Source organism: Brevundimonas sp. P2_A6 (assembly GCF_056404975.1).
Genome location: NZ_JBFUCZ010000002.1, coordinates 467447 through 481717, shown reverse-complemented (window position 1 = coordinate 481717; position 14271 = coordinate 467447). Strand labels below are relative to the sequence as shown.

Here is a 14271-nt window from a genome sequence, read left to right as displayed (position 1 = left end):
GAAGGATGCGCCCGCGTGGAACTGGAATGCTATCCGATGTCGTCGCGGCCGCCGGACATGGTGCCGGGTCGTCAGTCCCGGAACTGGATGGACGCCTTCGTCAGCCGCCATCCCTATCGATGCCTGCCGCTGACCATGGCCAATACGACGGGATGGGAAATCCTGTGTCCCTTTACCTTCACGGCCGAGTGGAACGGGGGGCCGTCGCAGTCGGACATCACCATCAGCCCGGAACGGCCCCAGCCTGAACTGGACCACTTCGTCACCTCGCACTTCTCCAGGGGCGTGCTGACCATGCACCCGCAGTATCTGTTTCGTACGCCGCCCGGCTGGGGAATGATCTGCTCGGGCAGCCCCAATCATTTGAAGGACGGCATTCAGCCCTTGGTCGGGTTGATCGAGACCGACTGGCTTCCATTTCCGTTCACGATGAACTGGATCTTCACCCGGCCTGGCCGGGTGAAGTTCGAACGCGGCGAACCGTTCTGCTTCATCAACCTGGTCGAACATCGCAAGATGGAGGCGGTCCAGCCGGTGATCCGCACGCTGGACTCGAATCCGGTGATGAAAGGTCAGTTCGAGGCGTGGAACCGCCAGCGGACCGACTTTAACACCCGCCTGGCTTCCGGAGACCCGGACGCGGCGAAGGAGGCCTGGCAAAGGTTCTATTTCAAGGGCGAGATTCCCGAGGCGCTCGGTTCGGCACCGGACAGTCACGCCAACAAGCGCAGGCTGAAGACGCCCCGGGTCGGTTGACCGACACCGGGGCGTCCAGGACCTACATCGGGCGGACGACCCGCCCCCCGATATTGGCGATCACTTCACGAGCGTCGAACGCATTGGCGTCGCCGGCGGGCTTGGGCCCCCGGCCCATGACGATCTCGGCGGTGGCTTCGTAGCGATCGACCTGACGTACATCGAAGTCGTCACGACCCCAGAAGGGATCGCCCCACGGGCTCCAGCCGCGACGACCGTAATAGCGCCAGGACGGACCCCAGTAGCGATAGCGATCGAAGAAGGGATCGCCGATCGTCTGGTAGCGGGTATCACGGTCCGTGGCCCGGTTTGTTGTCGAGAACCAGTCGAAGCCGCTTTCGGTGGTCAGTTCGGCGGCCCGCAGCAGCAGCGACATCTCCACCTGCTCGCGCGAGGTGACGGAGTTGCCGGAGAAGCTGACGCGATATCGATCGTTCTCGAGCCGCTGTTCGGCATAGCCCCCGCGCTGGCCGTTGAAGCCGGCTGGGGCATAGGGGGTGGCGGTCGCGCAGGCGCCGAGCGTCAGGGTGGCCGCGGCGACCAGCAGAAGGGTCTTGGTCGGGGTTTTCATCGGGGGACTCCACAGGGAGGACTGAAAATCAGCCTTGGCACCTGAACGGGGCATGAACAGCTCCGTTCCGGACATCGGCAAGTCATTCTAATCGCGACACAATCAGTGCGGCGGCGGCCAACAGCAGAATTCCGACAAAGACGCCGAACGCCCTTCGGAACCGGGGTTCGCTCATCCGTCTGGCCATGGCCGCGCCCCCCAGACCGTAGGCGCTCATGGTGATCAGGTCCATGCCGACGACGACGCAGGCAAAGACAGCCAGTTGAGGCGCGGCGGGCCGTTCCGCGTCCATGAAGGGCGGCAGGACGGCCGAGAAGAACAGCACGATCTTGGGGTTGGCGAGTTGCACCAGAAACCCGTCCACGAAGGCCGGGCGGCGGGGATGGGTGCGGCCTTCGGTGACGTGTGTCTCGGGCCGATCGGCAAAGGCCGATCGCAGGGACGAAACGCCCAGGCAGGCGACATAGAGGGCGCCACCGATGGCCACGACACGAAAGATGTGCGGAAACGCCGCGACCAGGGCCCCCAGACCCAGGGCCGCCGCGGCGAACCACACCAGGGTCGCGGTATTCATGCCCAGGACCGCGATCAGAGCCGCGCGCCGCCCGCGCTCGATCCCTGTGGCGACCGAGAACAGGTTCGCGGGGCCGGGCGTGACGGCCAGCACCGTCATCACCCCGATGAAGACCCAGAACAGGTGCGGATCGACCGGCAGCGTCATCGGCGACGTTCGGTCAGGCGGACAGGCAGACGACCTGCGCCACGCGCAGGTCGCGCCGCAGATCGTCGGCGACACGGCCATAGTTTTCCGTCGTGACCGGTTCGCTCATCAACGGCTCGTCTGGTGCCTGTACGCCCCGGATCGCCGGGCCGAGTGTATCGGGCGCGGTGGTGTAGATTCGTCCCCGCCGGGGTGCCTCGGCGATCGTCACCCCCACCACACGCCCCCGCCGGTCCATGGCCGGAGCGCCCGACAGCCCCGCCAGAGTGCCGTCCAGGCCCTCCGTGCGGCCGACCTCGGCCCAGGCCAGAACCGGTTCGTCGTGACGACCCCGTCCCCGGACGTGCAGAACCTCGCGCCCCAGCAGGCGAGATGCGACCTCGCCGGCCGTCCCCTGCGGAAAGCCGGGGTGAAAGCCGCGCTGGCCGACTCGCAAGGGCGTGGCCGTGGTGACCGGCAGCGCGGGCGGCCCGCCGGAAGTGATCAACAGGGCGATGTCGGCGCGCGGCGAAAGACGGACATCCGCCGCGACCGCACGGCCACCGCCGACGACGAGGGCGGGGCGTCGGCACCCTTCGACCACGTGCTTTGCGGTCAACCAACGACCGTCGCCGGCGATCGAGAAGGCTGTGCCCGATGCGGGCTGGAAGGGGATGTCGGGCGCGATCACGGTCACGGCTGGATCGAAGGGCGTGACGGGACCCAGCAAGGCGCCCTCGATGGCATCGGGCGGCGGAGGCGCGGGGGGCGCGTCCGCGTTCTCGCGCTGGGCCAGGGAGGCGAAGACCAGCAGCGAGCCCGCCCCGGCATAGAGCAGCAGATCGGCGGGACGGGGCAGGTTCACCGGGGGCCTCAGCCCGTCAGGGCGGCGGCGAGGATCAGGGCGGTCGCCAGCTTTGCCGATACGAGCAGGACGGCGGCGGAAATCTCCCCCTCCTGGATGCGCTGGGGCAGGCCGGTCAGCAGCAGATCGACGACGCGGAACGCCAGCAGTTGCAGCACCAGGGTCGCCACGCCCCACAAGGCGATGTCCACGACCGAGGTCGAGACCGACATCGACACCGCCAGCGGAATGGCCAGTCCGATCAGCACACCGCCAAAGGCCACGCCCGCCGCGGCATTGCCCTCGCGGATCAGGGCGATCTCCTTCCAGGGCGTCAGCAGGCCATAGACCACCGCGCCCGCGCCCAGCAGGCCGAAGGTGACCACCATGTGCAGGACCAGAACCGGAAATCCGCTGGCGAAGGCCTGGACTTCAGGGCTCGTCAGGGTCTCGGACAGGGATGAGGGAGCCATGAGGCCTCAGGATGGGCGGAACGGGGAACGGGCCGGCGGAACGAAAGCAAAACGTCTTGCCCGATTGTGGCCCCAATCGGCAAGGACGCGGCGGCCACACTGTGTGACCAATGATTGCGGACGCGTTACACGAACCGGTATGGGGTCCCATGACCGACATGGCCCTGCCCACCGTTCTCGTCGTCGCCGCCGCGCTCGTGGACATCGACGGACGCGTCCTGATCGCCAAACGGCCTGAGGGCAAGGCGCTGGCGGGCTTGTGGGAGTTTCCCGGCGGCAAGGTCGAGCCCGGCGAACGCCCCGAAGCGGCGCTGATCCGCGAGTTGAACGAGGAACTGGGCATCGACGTGCAGGAGGCCTGTCTGGCCCCGTTCGTTTTCGCCAGCCACGCTTACGATTCGTTTCACCTGTTGATGCCATTGTATCTGTGTCGGCGCTGGTCGGGCCTGGTCGTCGCGCGCGAGCACGCCGCCCTGGCCTGGGTCAGGCCGAACGCGTTGTCGGACTATCCCATGCCCCCCGCAGATGCCCCGCTCGTGGCCTGGTTGCGGGATCTGCTCTAGGCGTCGAGTGACGAAAGGTTGCGTGACCATGTCCCTGATCCGCCGCTTTCTGAACGATGAATCTGGGGCCACGGCGATCGAATACGGCATGATCGTCGGCGCGATCTTCCTGGTCATCGTGGCCGGCGCTACGGCTTTTTCCGACAAGGTCATCGTCATGTTCAACCGGGCCAGCGCCGCCATGACGGCCGCCGCGGGCTGAGCGAACGGTGGGTGTAACCCCGCCCGCCTCCGGCGCGACCCCGAGGGGCGTGGCGGTCGTCGCGTCGGCCGGTTAAGGGTCGCCCCTGTTTCGTCGTTCGAAAGCCGTCCGCCCTTGCGTCTGCCCGTTCTTCTCGCCTGGCTGATCGTCCTGTTCGCGGGCCTGGCCGGCTTGCCCGGACCGGCGGACGCGCAGGCGGGCATGTCCCGCGCGGCCGTGCCCGCCGCCACGGGACCGCAGCGCAATTCGCGGATCGAGGTCGAGCTGGTTCCGATGAACCGCTGGGCCGCGCCGGGATCGACGGCGGTGGTGGCCCTGCGCCAGAAGATTCAGCCGGGGTGGCACACCTACTGGCGCAATCCCGGCGATTCCGGCGGACCGACGACACTGGACTGGAGCTTGCCCAAGGGGGTGGTAGCCGGCGGCATCCTGTGGCCCCTGCCCCATCGCCAGCGCCTCGGCGACATCGTCAACCTGGGCTATGAAGGCCAGGTCTTCCTGCCTGTGCCGATCGACATCCCGGCCAGCGCCAGGCCCGGCACGACCCTCACGCTGAACGTCACCGCCCTGCTGTTCGTTTGCAGCGACGAGATGTGCGTGCCCGACAGCTTCACCCTGCGGCTGGACCTGCCGATTCGCGACGGGGCCGCGCCGCTGCTGGGACCTGACGGGGCCACGATCCAGCGGCTGGTGGAGACCGCGCCGCGCCCGGCGGGAATCACGGCCCACGCCGGTCTGAAAGGCAACCGCCTGATCCTCGGCGCGACGGGCGGGCCGCTGGTGGGTGCCGACATCGACCGGGCCACCTTCTATCCGTTCGAGCCGGGCCTGATCGACCATGACGTCGCTCTTTCCGCCGTGGCGGGGCCGGACGGCGTGACCTTGACGCTTGATCCGACCGATGACCTGGCCGCGCGCGGGCTGACCCGACCGCTGGCGGGCGTTCTTGCGACCGATGCCGGGGCCTGGGAAATCGCGGCGATATCCGGTCCGCCCCTGGCCGGAGCTACAGGTCGCGCTCTGGCGACGGCCGACGGCCCCGCAGGCGGCGCTTTGGACGCGCGAGCGGCGGGTCAGGCGATCCTGTTCGCCTTCCTTGGCGGATTGATCCTGAACCTGATGCCCTGCGTCTTTCCGGTCCTGGCCCTGAAGGCGGCGGCGCTGGCGCGTTCATCGAGAGACGCCGGTGAAGCGCGCGCCGATGGCCTGGCCTATCTGGTCGGCGTGCTGGCCACCTTCCTGCTGCTCGGCGCGACCATGCTGTCGCTTCGAAGACTTGGCCAGGACATCGGATGGGGCTTCCAGCTGCAGTCGCCCCCGGTCGTCGCGGTCCTGTCGCTGCTGATGCTGGTGGTGGGGCTGAACCTGCTGGGCATCTTCCAGATCGGCCTCGGCCTGCAGGCGGCCGGGGGATCGAGGCTCTCGCGCCTGAACGGCCCGGTGGGCGCCTTCTTCACGGGCGTTCTGGCCGTGGTCGTCGCGGCTCCCTGCACCGCGCCCTTCATGGCCGTGGCGTTGGGAGCGGCGCTGGTGCTGCCCGCGCCGATCGCCCTGCTGGTCTTCCTGTCCCTGGGTCTGGGTCTGGCCCTGCCCTACGTGGCGGTCAGTCTGTCGCCGGGACTTCTGGCCCGGCTACCGCGCCCGGGCCGCTGGATGGAGCGGCTGCAACAGATGCTGGCCCTGCCCATGCTCGCCGCAGCCTTCTGGCTGGGTTGGGTGTTCCAGCGGCAGCAGGGATGGCCCGCTGCGGCGTGGCTGACCGGGGGAGCCGCCGTTCTGACCGTCGCCGTCTGGGTTTTCGGGCTTCGACAGCTGGCCGTCGCGGCCGGATCGACGGCACGGCCGCTGACCCTGACCTCGGCGCTCGCCCTGGTCGTCGCACTCGGGATGGTCGGCGTCGCCGCCGGCCTGGCCCCTCAGAGCGGACCTTTGATGGCGAACGCCAGCGACCCGACGGCCCGGGCCTGGTCACTGCAAGCCGTGGCGGATGCGCGGGCGCAGGGGCATCCCGTGCTGGTCGACTTCACCGCCGACTGGTGCGTGAGCTGCAAGATCAACGAACGCACGTCCCTGCATTCGCCAAAGGTGACCGAGGCCCTGGCCCGGACCGGGACGGTCTATCTGGTCGCGGACTGGACGCGGCGCGATCCGGTCATCGCGCGCGAACTGGCCAATCATGGCCGGTCGGGCGTGCCGCTGTATCTGGTCTATGCGCCAGGCGCGGCCGAACCGCGCATCCTGCCGCAACTGCTGACCGAGGGCCTGGTGATCGAGGCGCTGGAGGCCGCTAGTTCGTCGCCACGCCCGACTGGGCGTCCGGCTGCGGCGGCGCGGTGATGACCTCGACGTTGTCGTTCAGCAGATAGGACAGCTCCGACAGGGCCGTGGCCCGGGCCTCGGGCGTCACGGCCGTCTCCACCGCCTGGATCTTGACGGGGATGTCCTCGGAAATACCCCGCAGGATGCATTTCAGGTCGCCGTCGGTGCCGCGTTCCTTCAGAATCAGGTGCGCCTGCATATCCAGGGCCGAAAGGGCCGTGGCGCGCGTCTTGAAGACATCGAAGTCGTCGCCGGTCGCGCCCGACGGGCCCCAGGCATCGACGACGGCTTTCAGCGCACTGGCCTGGGTCACGATGTCGACGAACATGGGCTCACCCGCGACCGAGACGGGCGCGCCGGCGACCGCCACGGGCTGGGCCGCAGCCAGCGCGACATTGGGGTCCGACAGCAACAGCGAGACGGCGATGGCGATGCCACACGACATGGTCTGGTCCTTTTCGCGACGAAGCGATTGAACCGGTCTACGCCCCACCCGTAAACGAGACCTTGATTAACGAAAGGCTGTCTCATGTCCGATCCCGCAATCTGGGCCGCATTCGACGCCGCCGCCGCGCGCGATGCGGAGGCCCGTATCGTCGACCAGTTCACCGCCGATCCCGACCGGCTGGCGAGAATGAGCGTGGAGGCAGCGGGGCTCTACCTCGATCTATCCAAGCAGAGCTGGACGCGGGAGAGCTTCGAAGCGTGTCTGGATCTGGCCCGGGCTGCCGGGATTGAGCGGGAGCGCGCGCGCCTGTTCGCGGGTGAGGCCGTCAACAACACAGAAGGTCGGGCCGTTCTGCATCCGGCCCTGCGGGCCGGTAAGGACGCGGACTTCCAGGCCCTGGGCGAGTCCGTTTCGGGCGAGGTCCGCGCCGTGCGGGCGGCCATGGCGGACTATGCGACCGCCGTGCGCGCCGGCGAGCAGACCGGCGGTACCGGCAAGGCCTTCAAGGCCATCGTCCATATCGGCATCGGCGGCTCGGACCTGGGACCCCGCGTCGTCTGGGACGCGCTGAGGCCGCTGGAGACGACGATCGACCTGCGCTTCGTCGCCAATATCGATCCGCGCGATATGGCCGAGGCCCTGAACGGCCTCGATCCCGAGACCACCCTGATCATCGTCGTATCCAAGACCTTCACCACCCAGGAAACCCTGGCCAACGCCGAAGCGGCCAAGGCCTGGCTGGCGGCGAGCCTTCCGCCGGCGGGGCGTGAAAAGCATTTCATCGGCGTCACCGCTGCGCCTGAGCGGGCCGAGGCCTTTGGCTGCGGGCGGACCTTCGCCTTCAGGGACTGGGTCGGCGGCCGCTACTCCCTGTGGTCGGCGGTCAGCCTGTCTTGCGTGATCGCCCTGGGCGCAGACGTCTTCGATCGCCTGTTGGCCGGGGCGCGGGCGATGGACGACCACTTCGTCACAGCGCCGCTCGACCGAAACGCCCCGGTGCTGATGGCCCTGGCCCAGGTCTGGAACGTCGATGGGCTCAAGCGCCCTGCGCGCACAGTCGCCCCCTATGACCATGGACTGCGCCGTCTGCCCGCTTTTCTGCAGCAGCTGGAGATGGAATCGAACGGCAAGAGCGTCCACCGGGACGGATCGCCCGTCACCCGCCAGACCTGTCCGGTGGTGTTCGGCGAACCCGGGACGAATGGCCAGCACGCCTTCTTCCAGCAGATCCATCAGGGGCCGCAGGTCGTGCCCGCCGAGTTCGTGATCGTGGCCGAAACCCTGCCGGACGCGGGCGGTGCGCCGCTGTGGTCGAACGCCCTGGCCCAGGGCCAGGCGCTGATGGTCGGTCGGACCGCCCATGATGCGAGGGCCGAGCTGATCGCTTCCGGCGTGATGGAAGCGGAAGCCGATCTTCTGACCCCGCACAAGACCTTCCCCGGAAACCGCCCGTCTACGGCGATCCTGATGGATCGCCTGACGCCCGAATCGCTCGGCGCGCTGCTGGCCCTGTATGAGCACAAGACCTTCGTCGAAGGCGTGATCTGGAACATCAACAGCTTCGACCAGTGGGGGGTGGAGCTGGGCAAGGTGCTGGCGAAGGCCGTCTTGCACGATGTCGCGGAGGGGCGCCCCTCGGCCGATCTGGATCCATCGACAGCCGGGCTGCTGACACGCTTGCTGGGATGAAAAAACGGGCTCCCGCCAGGAAGCCCGTTTCATTCGGCCGGTTCGTCAGCGACTACCAGCGGCGGTCGTAGCGATAGTCGCGGCGGTCGTCGCGCCGATCGTAGCGACGATCCCTGCGGTCATCGCGGCGGTCGTAGCGATAGTCGCGACGATCGTTGTAGCCATAGCGGCTGTTGATGCCGTGCTCGCGTTCCCAGTGCCCCTGGTTCCGCCAGCAGCGCCCGTCGCGATAATAGCCGCAATCGTTGTCGTTGTTCGATGCAGCGGACGCCAGCAGGCCGCCGGCGATGGCACCGATCACGACGCCGGCCACGACATCGCCCCCGTTGTCACGACGCTGATCGTACGGATTCTGACCGCCGTAATAGCGGCTCTGGGCCTCGGCCGGCGCGGCGGCCGCCAAGGTCAATGCCAGCATCGGAACGGCGGCGAAAGCGAGCTTGATGATCTTCATGTCCCAGTCTCCTGATGGACGGTGTCCGGGCACGACGCCCCTCCCCATGGTGAAGGTTTAAGGCGGCCAATCTGAACGCTCAGGGCAGGCATCGTTCATCTGCCGTTCATCGTGCCGCCGCCTTGACGATGGCTTCGCGCCATCCTACTTGCGCCTTGCGTTAGCACTCGCGGGTCACGGCTGCCAAAACGGCCGGCCCCCGAGGGCGACATCACACTCTAGAGCTATTCGGAGAACACACAGATGGCGTTTCGTCCTCTCGGCGATCGCGTGCTGGTCAAGCGCGTGGAAGAAGAATCCAAGACCAAGGGCGGGATCATCATCCCCGACACCGCCAAGGAAAAGCCCCAGGAAGGCGAAGTCGTCGCCGTGGGCCCGGGCGTTCGTGACGAGCGCGGCACCGTCAACGCGCTGGAACTGAAGGCCGGCGACCGCATCCTGTTCGGCAAGTGGTCGGGCACCGAGGTCAAGCTGGAAGGCGAAGACCTGATCATCATGAAGGAATCCGACGTCCTGGGCGTGCTGTAAGCCCCCTGCGACCTCGACCTTCTTTCTTTGAAACCAACGATTTAGGAGCCGGCACATGGCTGCGAAACAAGTACAGTTCTCCACCGACGCGCGCGAGAAGATGCTGCGCGGCGTCAACGTCCTGGCCAATGCGGTCAAGGTGACGCTGGGTCCGAAAGGCCGCAACGTCGTGATCCAGAAGTCTTTCGGCGCCCCGCGCTCGACCAAGGACGGCGTGTCCGTCGCCAAGGAAATCGAGCTGGAAGACGCCTTCGAGAACATGGGCGCCCAGATGATCCGGGAAGTCGCCTCCAAGACCAATGACAAGGCCGGCGACGGCACCACCACCGCCACCGTCCTGGCCCAGTCCATCGTGCAGGAAGGCCTGAAGTCCGTCGCCGCCGGCATGAACCCGATGGATCTGAAGCGCGGCATCGACAAGGCCGTCGCCGCCGTGATCGCCGAGATCAAGGCCACCTCCAAGAAGGTCAGCGCCAACTCCGAGATCGCCCAGGTCGGCACCATCTCGGCCAACGGCGACACCGAGGTCGGCGAGATGATCGCCAAGGCCATGGACAAGGTCGGCAACGAAGGCGTCATCACCGTCGAGGAAGCGAAGACCGCCGAGACCGAACTGGACGTCGTCGAAGGCATGCAGTTCGACCGCGGCTACCTGTCGCCCTACTTCATCACTAACGCCGACAAGATGGAGGTTCAGCTCGAGGAACCCCTCATCCTGCTGTTCGAGAAGAAGCTGTCGTCCCTGCAGGCCATGCTCCCGATCCTGGAAGCCGTGGTTCAGTCGGGCCGTCCGCTGCTGATCATCGCCGAGGACATCGAGGGCGAGGCCCTGGCCACCCTGGTGGTCAACAAGCTGCGCGGTGGCCTGCGCGTGGCCGCCGTCAAGGCGCCGGGCTTCGGCGATCGCCGCAAGGCCATGCTGGAGGACATCGCCGTCCTGACCGGCGGCCAGGTCATCTCGGAGGACCTCGGCATCAAGCTTGAGAACGTCACCCTCGACATGCTCGGCAAGGCCAAGAAGGTCACCATCACCAAGGACGACACCACCATCGTGGACGGCGTCGGCGAGAAGGACGCGATCGAGGCCCGCATCGGCCAGATCAAGAAGCAGATCGAGGACACCTCGTCCGACTACGACAAGGAAAAGCTGCAGGAACGTCTGGCCAAGCTGGCCGGCGGCGTCGCGGTCATCCGCGTCGGCGGCTCGACCGAGGTCGAGGTCAAGGAGAAGAAGGACCGCGTCGACGACGCCCTGAACGCCACGCGGGCTGCGGTTGAAGAAGGCATCGTCCCCGGCGGCGGTATCGCCCTGCTGAAGGCGACCAAGGCGCTGGAAGGCCTGACCGGCGACAACGCCGACCAGACCGCCGGCATCGCCATCATCCGCCGCGCCATCCAGGCCCCGATCCGTCAGATCGTGGAAAACGCGGGCGTCGAAGGCTCTATCGTGGTCGGCAAGGTGCTCGAGAACCCCTCGGCCACCTACGGCTTCAACGCCCAGACCGAAGAGTATGTCGACATGATCCAGGCGGGCGTCATCGACCCCGCCAAGGTCGTCCGCACGGCTCTGCAGGACGCGGCGTCTGTCGCCGGCATCCTGATCACCACTGAAGCGGCCGTGGCCGACGCTCCCAAGAAGGCGTCGGGCGGCGGTGCCGGTGGCGGCATGGGCGGCGGCGGAATGGGCGGCATGGGCGACATGGACTTCTAGTCCACGCCTGCATCGCGCTGACGAAAAGAGAGGGCGGGTCCGGCGACGGACCCGCCCTTTTGCTTGACCTAGTGGGCGTCGTCCCAGTTCGCGGCCGCGCGGGCGTCCACCGTCAATGGCACCGACAGGGCCACCGCGGGTTCCGCCGCCCCTTCCATTATCCTCTGGATCAGGGGGATGGCCGCCGCGACCTCGGCCTCCGGGGCCTCGAAGACCAGTTCGTCGTGGACCTGGAGCAGCATTTTCGTCTCCAGGCCGGCGGCCTCCAGCGCGCCCGGCATCCGCATCATGGCGCGGCGGATGATGTCGGCGGCGGCGCCCTGGATCGGGGCGTTGATCGCGGCGCGTTCACCGAACTGGCGCTCGGCCCCCGACTTGGAATGGATCGCCGGGATGTGGATCTTGCGGCCGAAGACGGTGGAGACGAAGCCCGTCTGGCGCACCTCCGCCCGGGTCTTGTCCATATAGTCGCGGATGCCGGGAAAGCGCTCGAAATAGGTCTTGATATAGGCCCCGGCCTCGGACTGATCGATGCCGAGCTGGTTCGACAGGCCGAAGGCCGAGATGCCATAGACGATGCCGAAGTTGATGGCCTTGGCGCGGCGACGGGTCTCGGGGTCCATCTGATCGACGGGGACGCCGAACATCTCGCTGGCCGTGGCCGTGTGGATATCGATGCCGGCCTTGAAGGCGCGCTTCAGTTCGGGGATGTCGCCGATGTGGGCCAGAAGGCGCAGCTCGATCTGCGAATAGTCGGCGCTGATCAGGACGTGGCCGTCCCGGGCGATAAAGGCCTGGCGGATCTGGCGGCCCGTCTCGGTGCGTATGGGGATGTTCTGCAGATTGGGGTCGGACGAGGCGAGGCGGCCGGTCGTGGCGGCGGCGAGCTGATAGCTGGTGTGGACGCGGTCGGTGACGGGGTCCATCGCCGCCACCAGGGCGTCGGTATAGGTGCCCTTCAGCTTGGACAACTGGCGCCAGTCCAGCAGGACGCGGGGCAGGGCGTGGGTTTCGGCCAGTCCCTCCAGGGTGGCGGCACCGGTCTCCCACTGGCCGCTGGCGGTCTTCTTGCCGCCGGGCAGGTTCAGCTCACCGAACAGGATCTCGCCGATCTGGCGCGGGGAGCCGACGTTGAAGGGCCGGCCGGCGATCTCGTGGGCCTGGGCCTCCAGCTCGGCCATCTTCAATCCGAACTCGGACGACAGGCGGCGCAGCCGGGCGGGATCGACGCGGATGCCCAGCCGCTCCATGTCGGCCAGGACCGCGGGCATGCCCCGCTCCAGCGTCTCATAGACCGTCGTCAGACCCTCGCGCGCCAGCCGGGGCTTCAGGATGCGCCACAGCCGCAGCGTCACGTCCGCGTCCTCGGCGGCGTAGCAGGTCGCCGGTTTCAGCTCGACATGCTTGAAGGATTTCTGGGCCTTGCCGGTCCCCGCCACCGATTTGAACGGGATCGGCTCGTGGCCGAGGTGGAGCCTCGACAGCTCGTCCATGCCGTGGCCGTGCAGGCCGCCTTCGAGGACGTAGGAAATCAGCATGGTGTCGTCGATCGGGGCGACGCGGATGCCGCGCCGGGCCATGACGGCCAGGTCGTACTTGCCGTTCTGGACGACCTTCAGCACGGCAGGGTCTTCCAGCAGGGTCTTCAGCCGGGCCAGAACGATGGGCTTGTCCAGCTGGTTCAACGGCTCGCGCGTGTCGGCCTCCACGCCGAAGTCCAGCCCGCCCGCGCCCTCGACCGGCGGGTGCTCGTGGGTCAGCGGCACATAGCAGGCGTCGTTCGGCCCGATCGCCAGCGACACGCCGCACAGGCCCGCGTGGGTCGCTGACAGTGCGTCGGTCTCGGTGTCGAACCCGACGACGCCCGCCTCCGTCGCGCGGGCGATGAAGGCGTCCAGATCGACCAGGTCGCGGATACAGTGATAGGCGTCGTGGTCTACGGTCTGCTTCTCGACGTCGGTGGACACCGCCTGGGGGGCGTAGCGGGGCGAAATGACGGCAGCGCTGAGGGGTGCGGGCCGGGCGGGGGCGAAGGCGGACCCGTCGTGGCCAGCCAGCTTCCCGTCGCCGACCCGGCGCAGCAGCGACCGAAACTCCATCGTCTCCAGGAAGTCGGCCAGGACCTGGGGGTCGGGGTCGCGGACCTTGAAGTCGTCGATCGGCTCGGGCGCGGGCGCGTCGCAGGTCAGGCGGACCAGCTGGCGGCTCAGCAGGATCTGGTCCCGGAAGTTGATCAGGGTCTCGCGCCGCTTGGGTTGTTTGATCTCGCCTGCCCGCTCCAGCAGGGTGTCCAGGTCGCCGTATTCGTCCAGCAGCTGGGCGGCCGTCTTGGGCCCGATGCCCGGGGCGCCGGGGACATTGTCGACGCTGTCACCGATCAGGGCCTGCAGATCGATCATCTTGTCCGGGGTGACGCCGAACTTCTCCATCACCGCCTCCTCGGCCAGGCGACGGTCCTTCATCGGGTCCCACATGACGACCGAGGGGCCGATCAGCTGCATCAGGTCCTTGTCGGAACTGACGATCACGCATTCGCCGCCCGCGTCCCGCACCTTGCAGGCATAGGTCGCGATCAGGTCGTCGGCCTCGTAGCCCGGCAGCTCGACGCAGTGGACGCCGAACGCCCGCGTCGCGTCCCGCACCAGCGGAAACTGCGGGATCAGATCCTCGGGCGGGGCCGACCGGTTGGCCTTGTACTGGTCGTACAGGTCGTTGCGGAACGTCTTTTCCGAATGGTCGAAGATGGCGGCCAGATGGGTCGGGCCATCCGCCCCCTTCATGTCCTTCAGCAGCTTCCACAGCATGTTGCAGTAGCCCTGGACGGCCCCAACCGGTAGGCCGTCGGACTTGCGTGTCAGGGGCGGCAGGGCGTGATAGGCGCGAAAGATGTAGGCCGATGCATCGATCAGCCACAACCGCACGGCGGGCCCGTCCTGCGTCAGGGGACGATCGGTTTCGGGCAGGGTGTCGGACATCGAGCGAGCATACGGGGACACGCGAGCCACGTCACCGG

14 protein-coding genes are annotated in these 14271 nt (G+C 67.6%); 7 read left to right on the top strand and 7 right to left on the bottom strand.

The features are described from left to right. Nucleotides 1-15 precede the first annotated feature (15 nt). Complete coding sequence (locus tag AC1DW4_RS07825; RefSeq protein ID WP_477016681.1) at nucleotides 16-756, top strand: DUF6065 family protein; 741 nt, start codon at nucleotides 16-18, stop codon at nucleotides 754-756. A 22-nt stretch (nucleotides 757-778) separates the two neighbouring features. On the opposite strand, the gene AC1DW4_RS07820 is transcribed toward AC1DW4_RS07825, so the two are convergent. The 4 genes from AC1DW4_RS07820 to AC1DW4_RS07805 form a co-directional block, all read right to left on the bottom strand. Beyond that, nucleotides 779-1327, bottom strand: coding sequence for a CC0125/CC1285 family lipoprotein (locus AC1DW4_RS07820; protein WP_477016680.1), 549 nt, complete (start codon nucleotides 1325-1327; stop codon nucleotides 779-781). An 82-nt stretch (nucleotides 1328-1409) separates the two neighbouring features. Continuing rightward, the gene (locus AC1DW4_RS07815; RefSeq protein ID WP_477016679.1) at nucleotides 1410-2048 is read right to left on the bottom strand and encodes a LysE family translocator; all 639 of its coding nucleotides are present in this window, start codon (nucleotides 2046-2048) and stop codon (nucleotides 1410-1412) included. Nucleotides 2049-2061: 13 nt separating this feature from the next. Then, the gene (locus AC1DW4_RS07810) at nucleotides 2062-2892 is read right to left on the bottom strand and encodes a S1 family peptidase (protein WP_477016678.1); all 831 of its coding nucleotides are present in this window, start codon (nucleotides 2890-2892) and stop codon (nucleotides 2062-2064) included. A gap of 8 nt (nucleotides 2893-2900) precedes the next feature. Continuing rightward, complete coding sequence (locus tag AC1DW4_RS07805) at nucleotides 2901-3344, bottom strand: DUF350 domain-containing protein (RefSeq protein ID WP_477016677.1); 444 nt, start codon at nucleotides 3342-3344, stop codon at nucleotides 2901-2903. A gap of 158 nt (nucleotides 3345-3502) precedes the next feature. Between AC1DW4_RS07805 and AC1DW4_RS07800 the strand changes: the two genes are divergently transcribed. The 3 genes from AC1DW4_RS07800 (at nucleotide 3503) to AC1DW4_RS07790 (ending at nucleotide 6446) form a co-directional block, all read left to right on the top strand. Then, entirely contained in the window at nucleotides 3503-3907 is a 405-nt protein-coding gene (locus AC1DW4_RS07800; protein ID WP_477016922.1) for a (deoxy)nucleoside triphosphate pyrophosphohydrolase, read from the top strand. Nucleotides 3908-3935: 28 nt separating this feature from the next. After that, nucleotides 3936-4109: a Flp family type IVb pilin gene (locus AC1DW4_RS07795; RefSeq protein ID WP_477016921.1), complete on the top strand. Its 174-nt coding sequence runs from the start codon at nucleotides 3936-3938 to the stop codon at nucleotides 4107-4109. 114 nt (nucleotides 4110-4223) lie between these two features. Then, nucleotides 4224-6446, top strand: coding sequence for a protein-disulfide reductase DsbD family protein (locus tag AC1DW4_RS07790; RefSeq protein ID WP_477016676.1), 2223 nt, complete (start codon nucleotides 4224-4226; stop codon nucleotides 6444-6446). Here AC1DW4_RS07790 and AC1DW4_RS07785 read toward each other — a convergent pair. Further along, nucleotides 6397-6873: a hypothetical protein gene (locus AC1DW4_RS07785; protein WP_477016675.1), complete on the bottom strand. Its 477-nt coding sequence runs from the start codon at nucleotides 6871-6873 to the stop codon at nucleotides 6397-6399. The two genes, AC1DW4_RS07790 and AC1DW4_RS07785, sit on opposite strands and share 50 nt — an antisense overlap. A gap of 84 nt (nucleotides 6874-6957) precedes the next feature. On the opposite strand from AC1DW4_RS07785, the gene pgi reads away from it, so the two are divergent. Next, nucleotides 6958-8565 carry a glucose-6-phosphate isomerase gene (gene pgi / locus AC1DW4_RS07780; protein WP_477016674.1) on the top strand — a complete coding sequence of 536 codons (1608 nt, stop codon included), beginning with the start codon at nucleotides 6958-6960 and terminating at the stop codon, nucleotides 8563-8565. A gap of 52 nt (nucleotides 8566-8617) precedes the next feature. On the opposite strand, the gene AC1DW4_RS07775 is transcribed toward pgi, so the two are convergent. Continuing rightward, nucleotides 8618-9019: a hypothetical protein gene (locus AC1DW4_RS07775; RefSeq protein WP_477016673.1), complete on the bottom strand. Its 402-nt coding sequence runs from the start codon at nucleotides 9017-9019 to the stop codon at nucleotides 8618-8620. Between the two features lie 243 nt (nucleotides 9020-9262). Here AC1DW4_RS07775 and groES point away from each other — a divergent pair, with 243 nt between their 5' ends. Both groES and groL read left to right on the top strand, forming a co-directional pair. Further along, entirely contained in the window at nucleotides 9263-9547 is a 285-nt protein-coding gene (groES, locus tag AC1DW4_RS07770; RefSeq protein ID WP_013267610.1) for a co-chaperone GroES, read from the top strand. A gap of 55 nt (nucleotides 9548-9602) precedes the next feature. Further along, nucleotides 9603-11258, top strand: coding sequence for a chaperonin GroEL (gene groL / locus AC1DW4_RS07765; protein ID WP_477016672.1), 1656 nt, complete (start codon nucleotides 9603-9605; stop codon nucleotides 11256-11258). Nucleotides 11259-11326: 68 nt separating this feature from the next. Here groL and polA read toward each other — a convergent pair whose 3' ends face one another. Then, nucleotides 11327-14233, bottom strand: coding sequence for a DNA polymerase I (polA, locus tag AC1DW4_RS07760; RefSeq protein WP_477016671.1), 2907 nt, complete (start codon nucleotides 14231-14233; stop codon nucleotides 11327-11329). Between the last annotated feature and the right edge of the window lie 38 nt (nucleotides 14234-14271).

Coding starts and splice junctions, on each gene's coding strand:
- polA (WP_477016671.1), bottom strand. CDS start 14,233: ATGTCCGACACCCTGCCCGAAACCGATCGTCCCCTGACGCAGGACGGG.
- groL (WP_477016672.1), top strand. CDS start 9,603: ATGGCTGCGAAACAAGTACAGTTCTCCACCGACGCGCGCGAGAAGATG.
- pgi (WP_477016674.1), top strand. CDS start 6,958: ATGTCCGATCCCGCAATCTGGGCCGCATTCGACGCCGCCGCCGCGCGC.
- AC1DW4_RS07775 (WP_477016673.1), bottom strand. CDS start 9,019: ATGAAGATCATCAAGCTCGCTTTCGCCGCCGTTCCGATGCTGGCATTG.
- AC1DW4_RS07805 (WP_477016677.1), bottom strand. CDS start 3,344: ATGGCTCCCTCATCCCTGTCCGAGACCCTGACGAGCCCTGAAGTCCAG.
- AC1DW4_RS07820 (WP_477016680.1), bottom strand. CDS start 1,327: ATGAAAACCCCGACCAAGACCCTTCTGCTGGTCGCCGCGGCCACCCTG.
- AC1DW4_RS07800 (WP_477016922.1), top strand. CDS start 3,503: ATGGCCCTGCCCACCGTTCTCGTCGTCGCCGCCGCGCTCGTGGACATC.
- AC1DW4_RS07795 (WP_477016921.1), top strand. CDS start 3,936: ATGTCCCTGATCCGCCGCTTTCTGAACGATGAATCTGGGGCCACGGCG.
- groES (WP_013267610.1), top strand. CDS start 9,263: ATGGCGTTTCGTCCTCTCGGCGATCGCGTGCTGGTCAAGCGCGTGGAA.
- AC1DW4_RS07785 (WP_477016675.1), bottom strand. CDS start 6,873: ATGTCGTGTGGCATCGCCATCGCCGTCTCGCTGTTGCTGTCGGACCCC.
- AC1DW4_RS07815 (WP_477016679.1), bottom strand. CDS start 2,048: ATGACGCTGCCGGTCGATCCGCACCTGTTCTGGGTCTTCATCGGGGTG.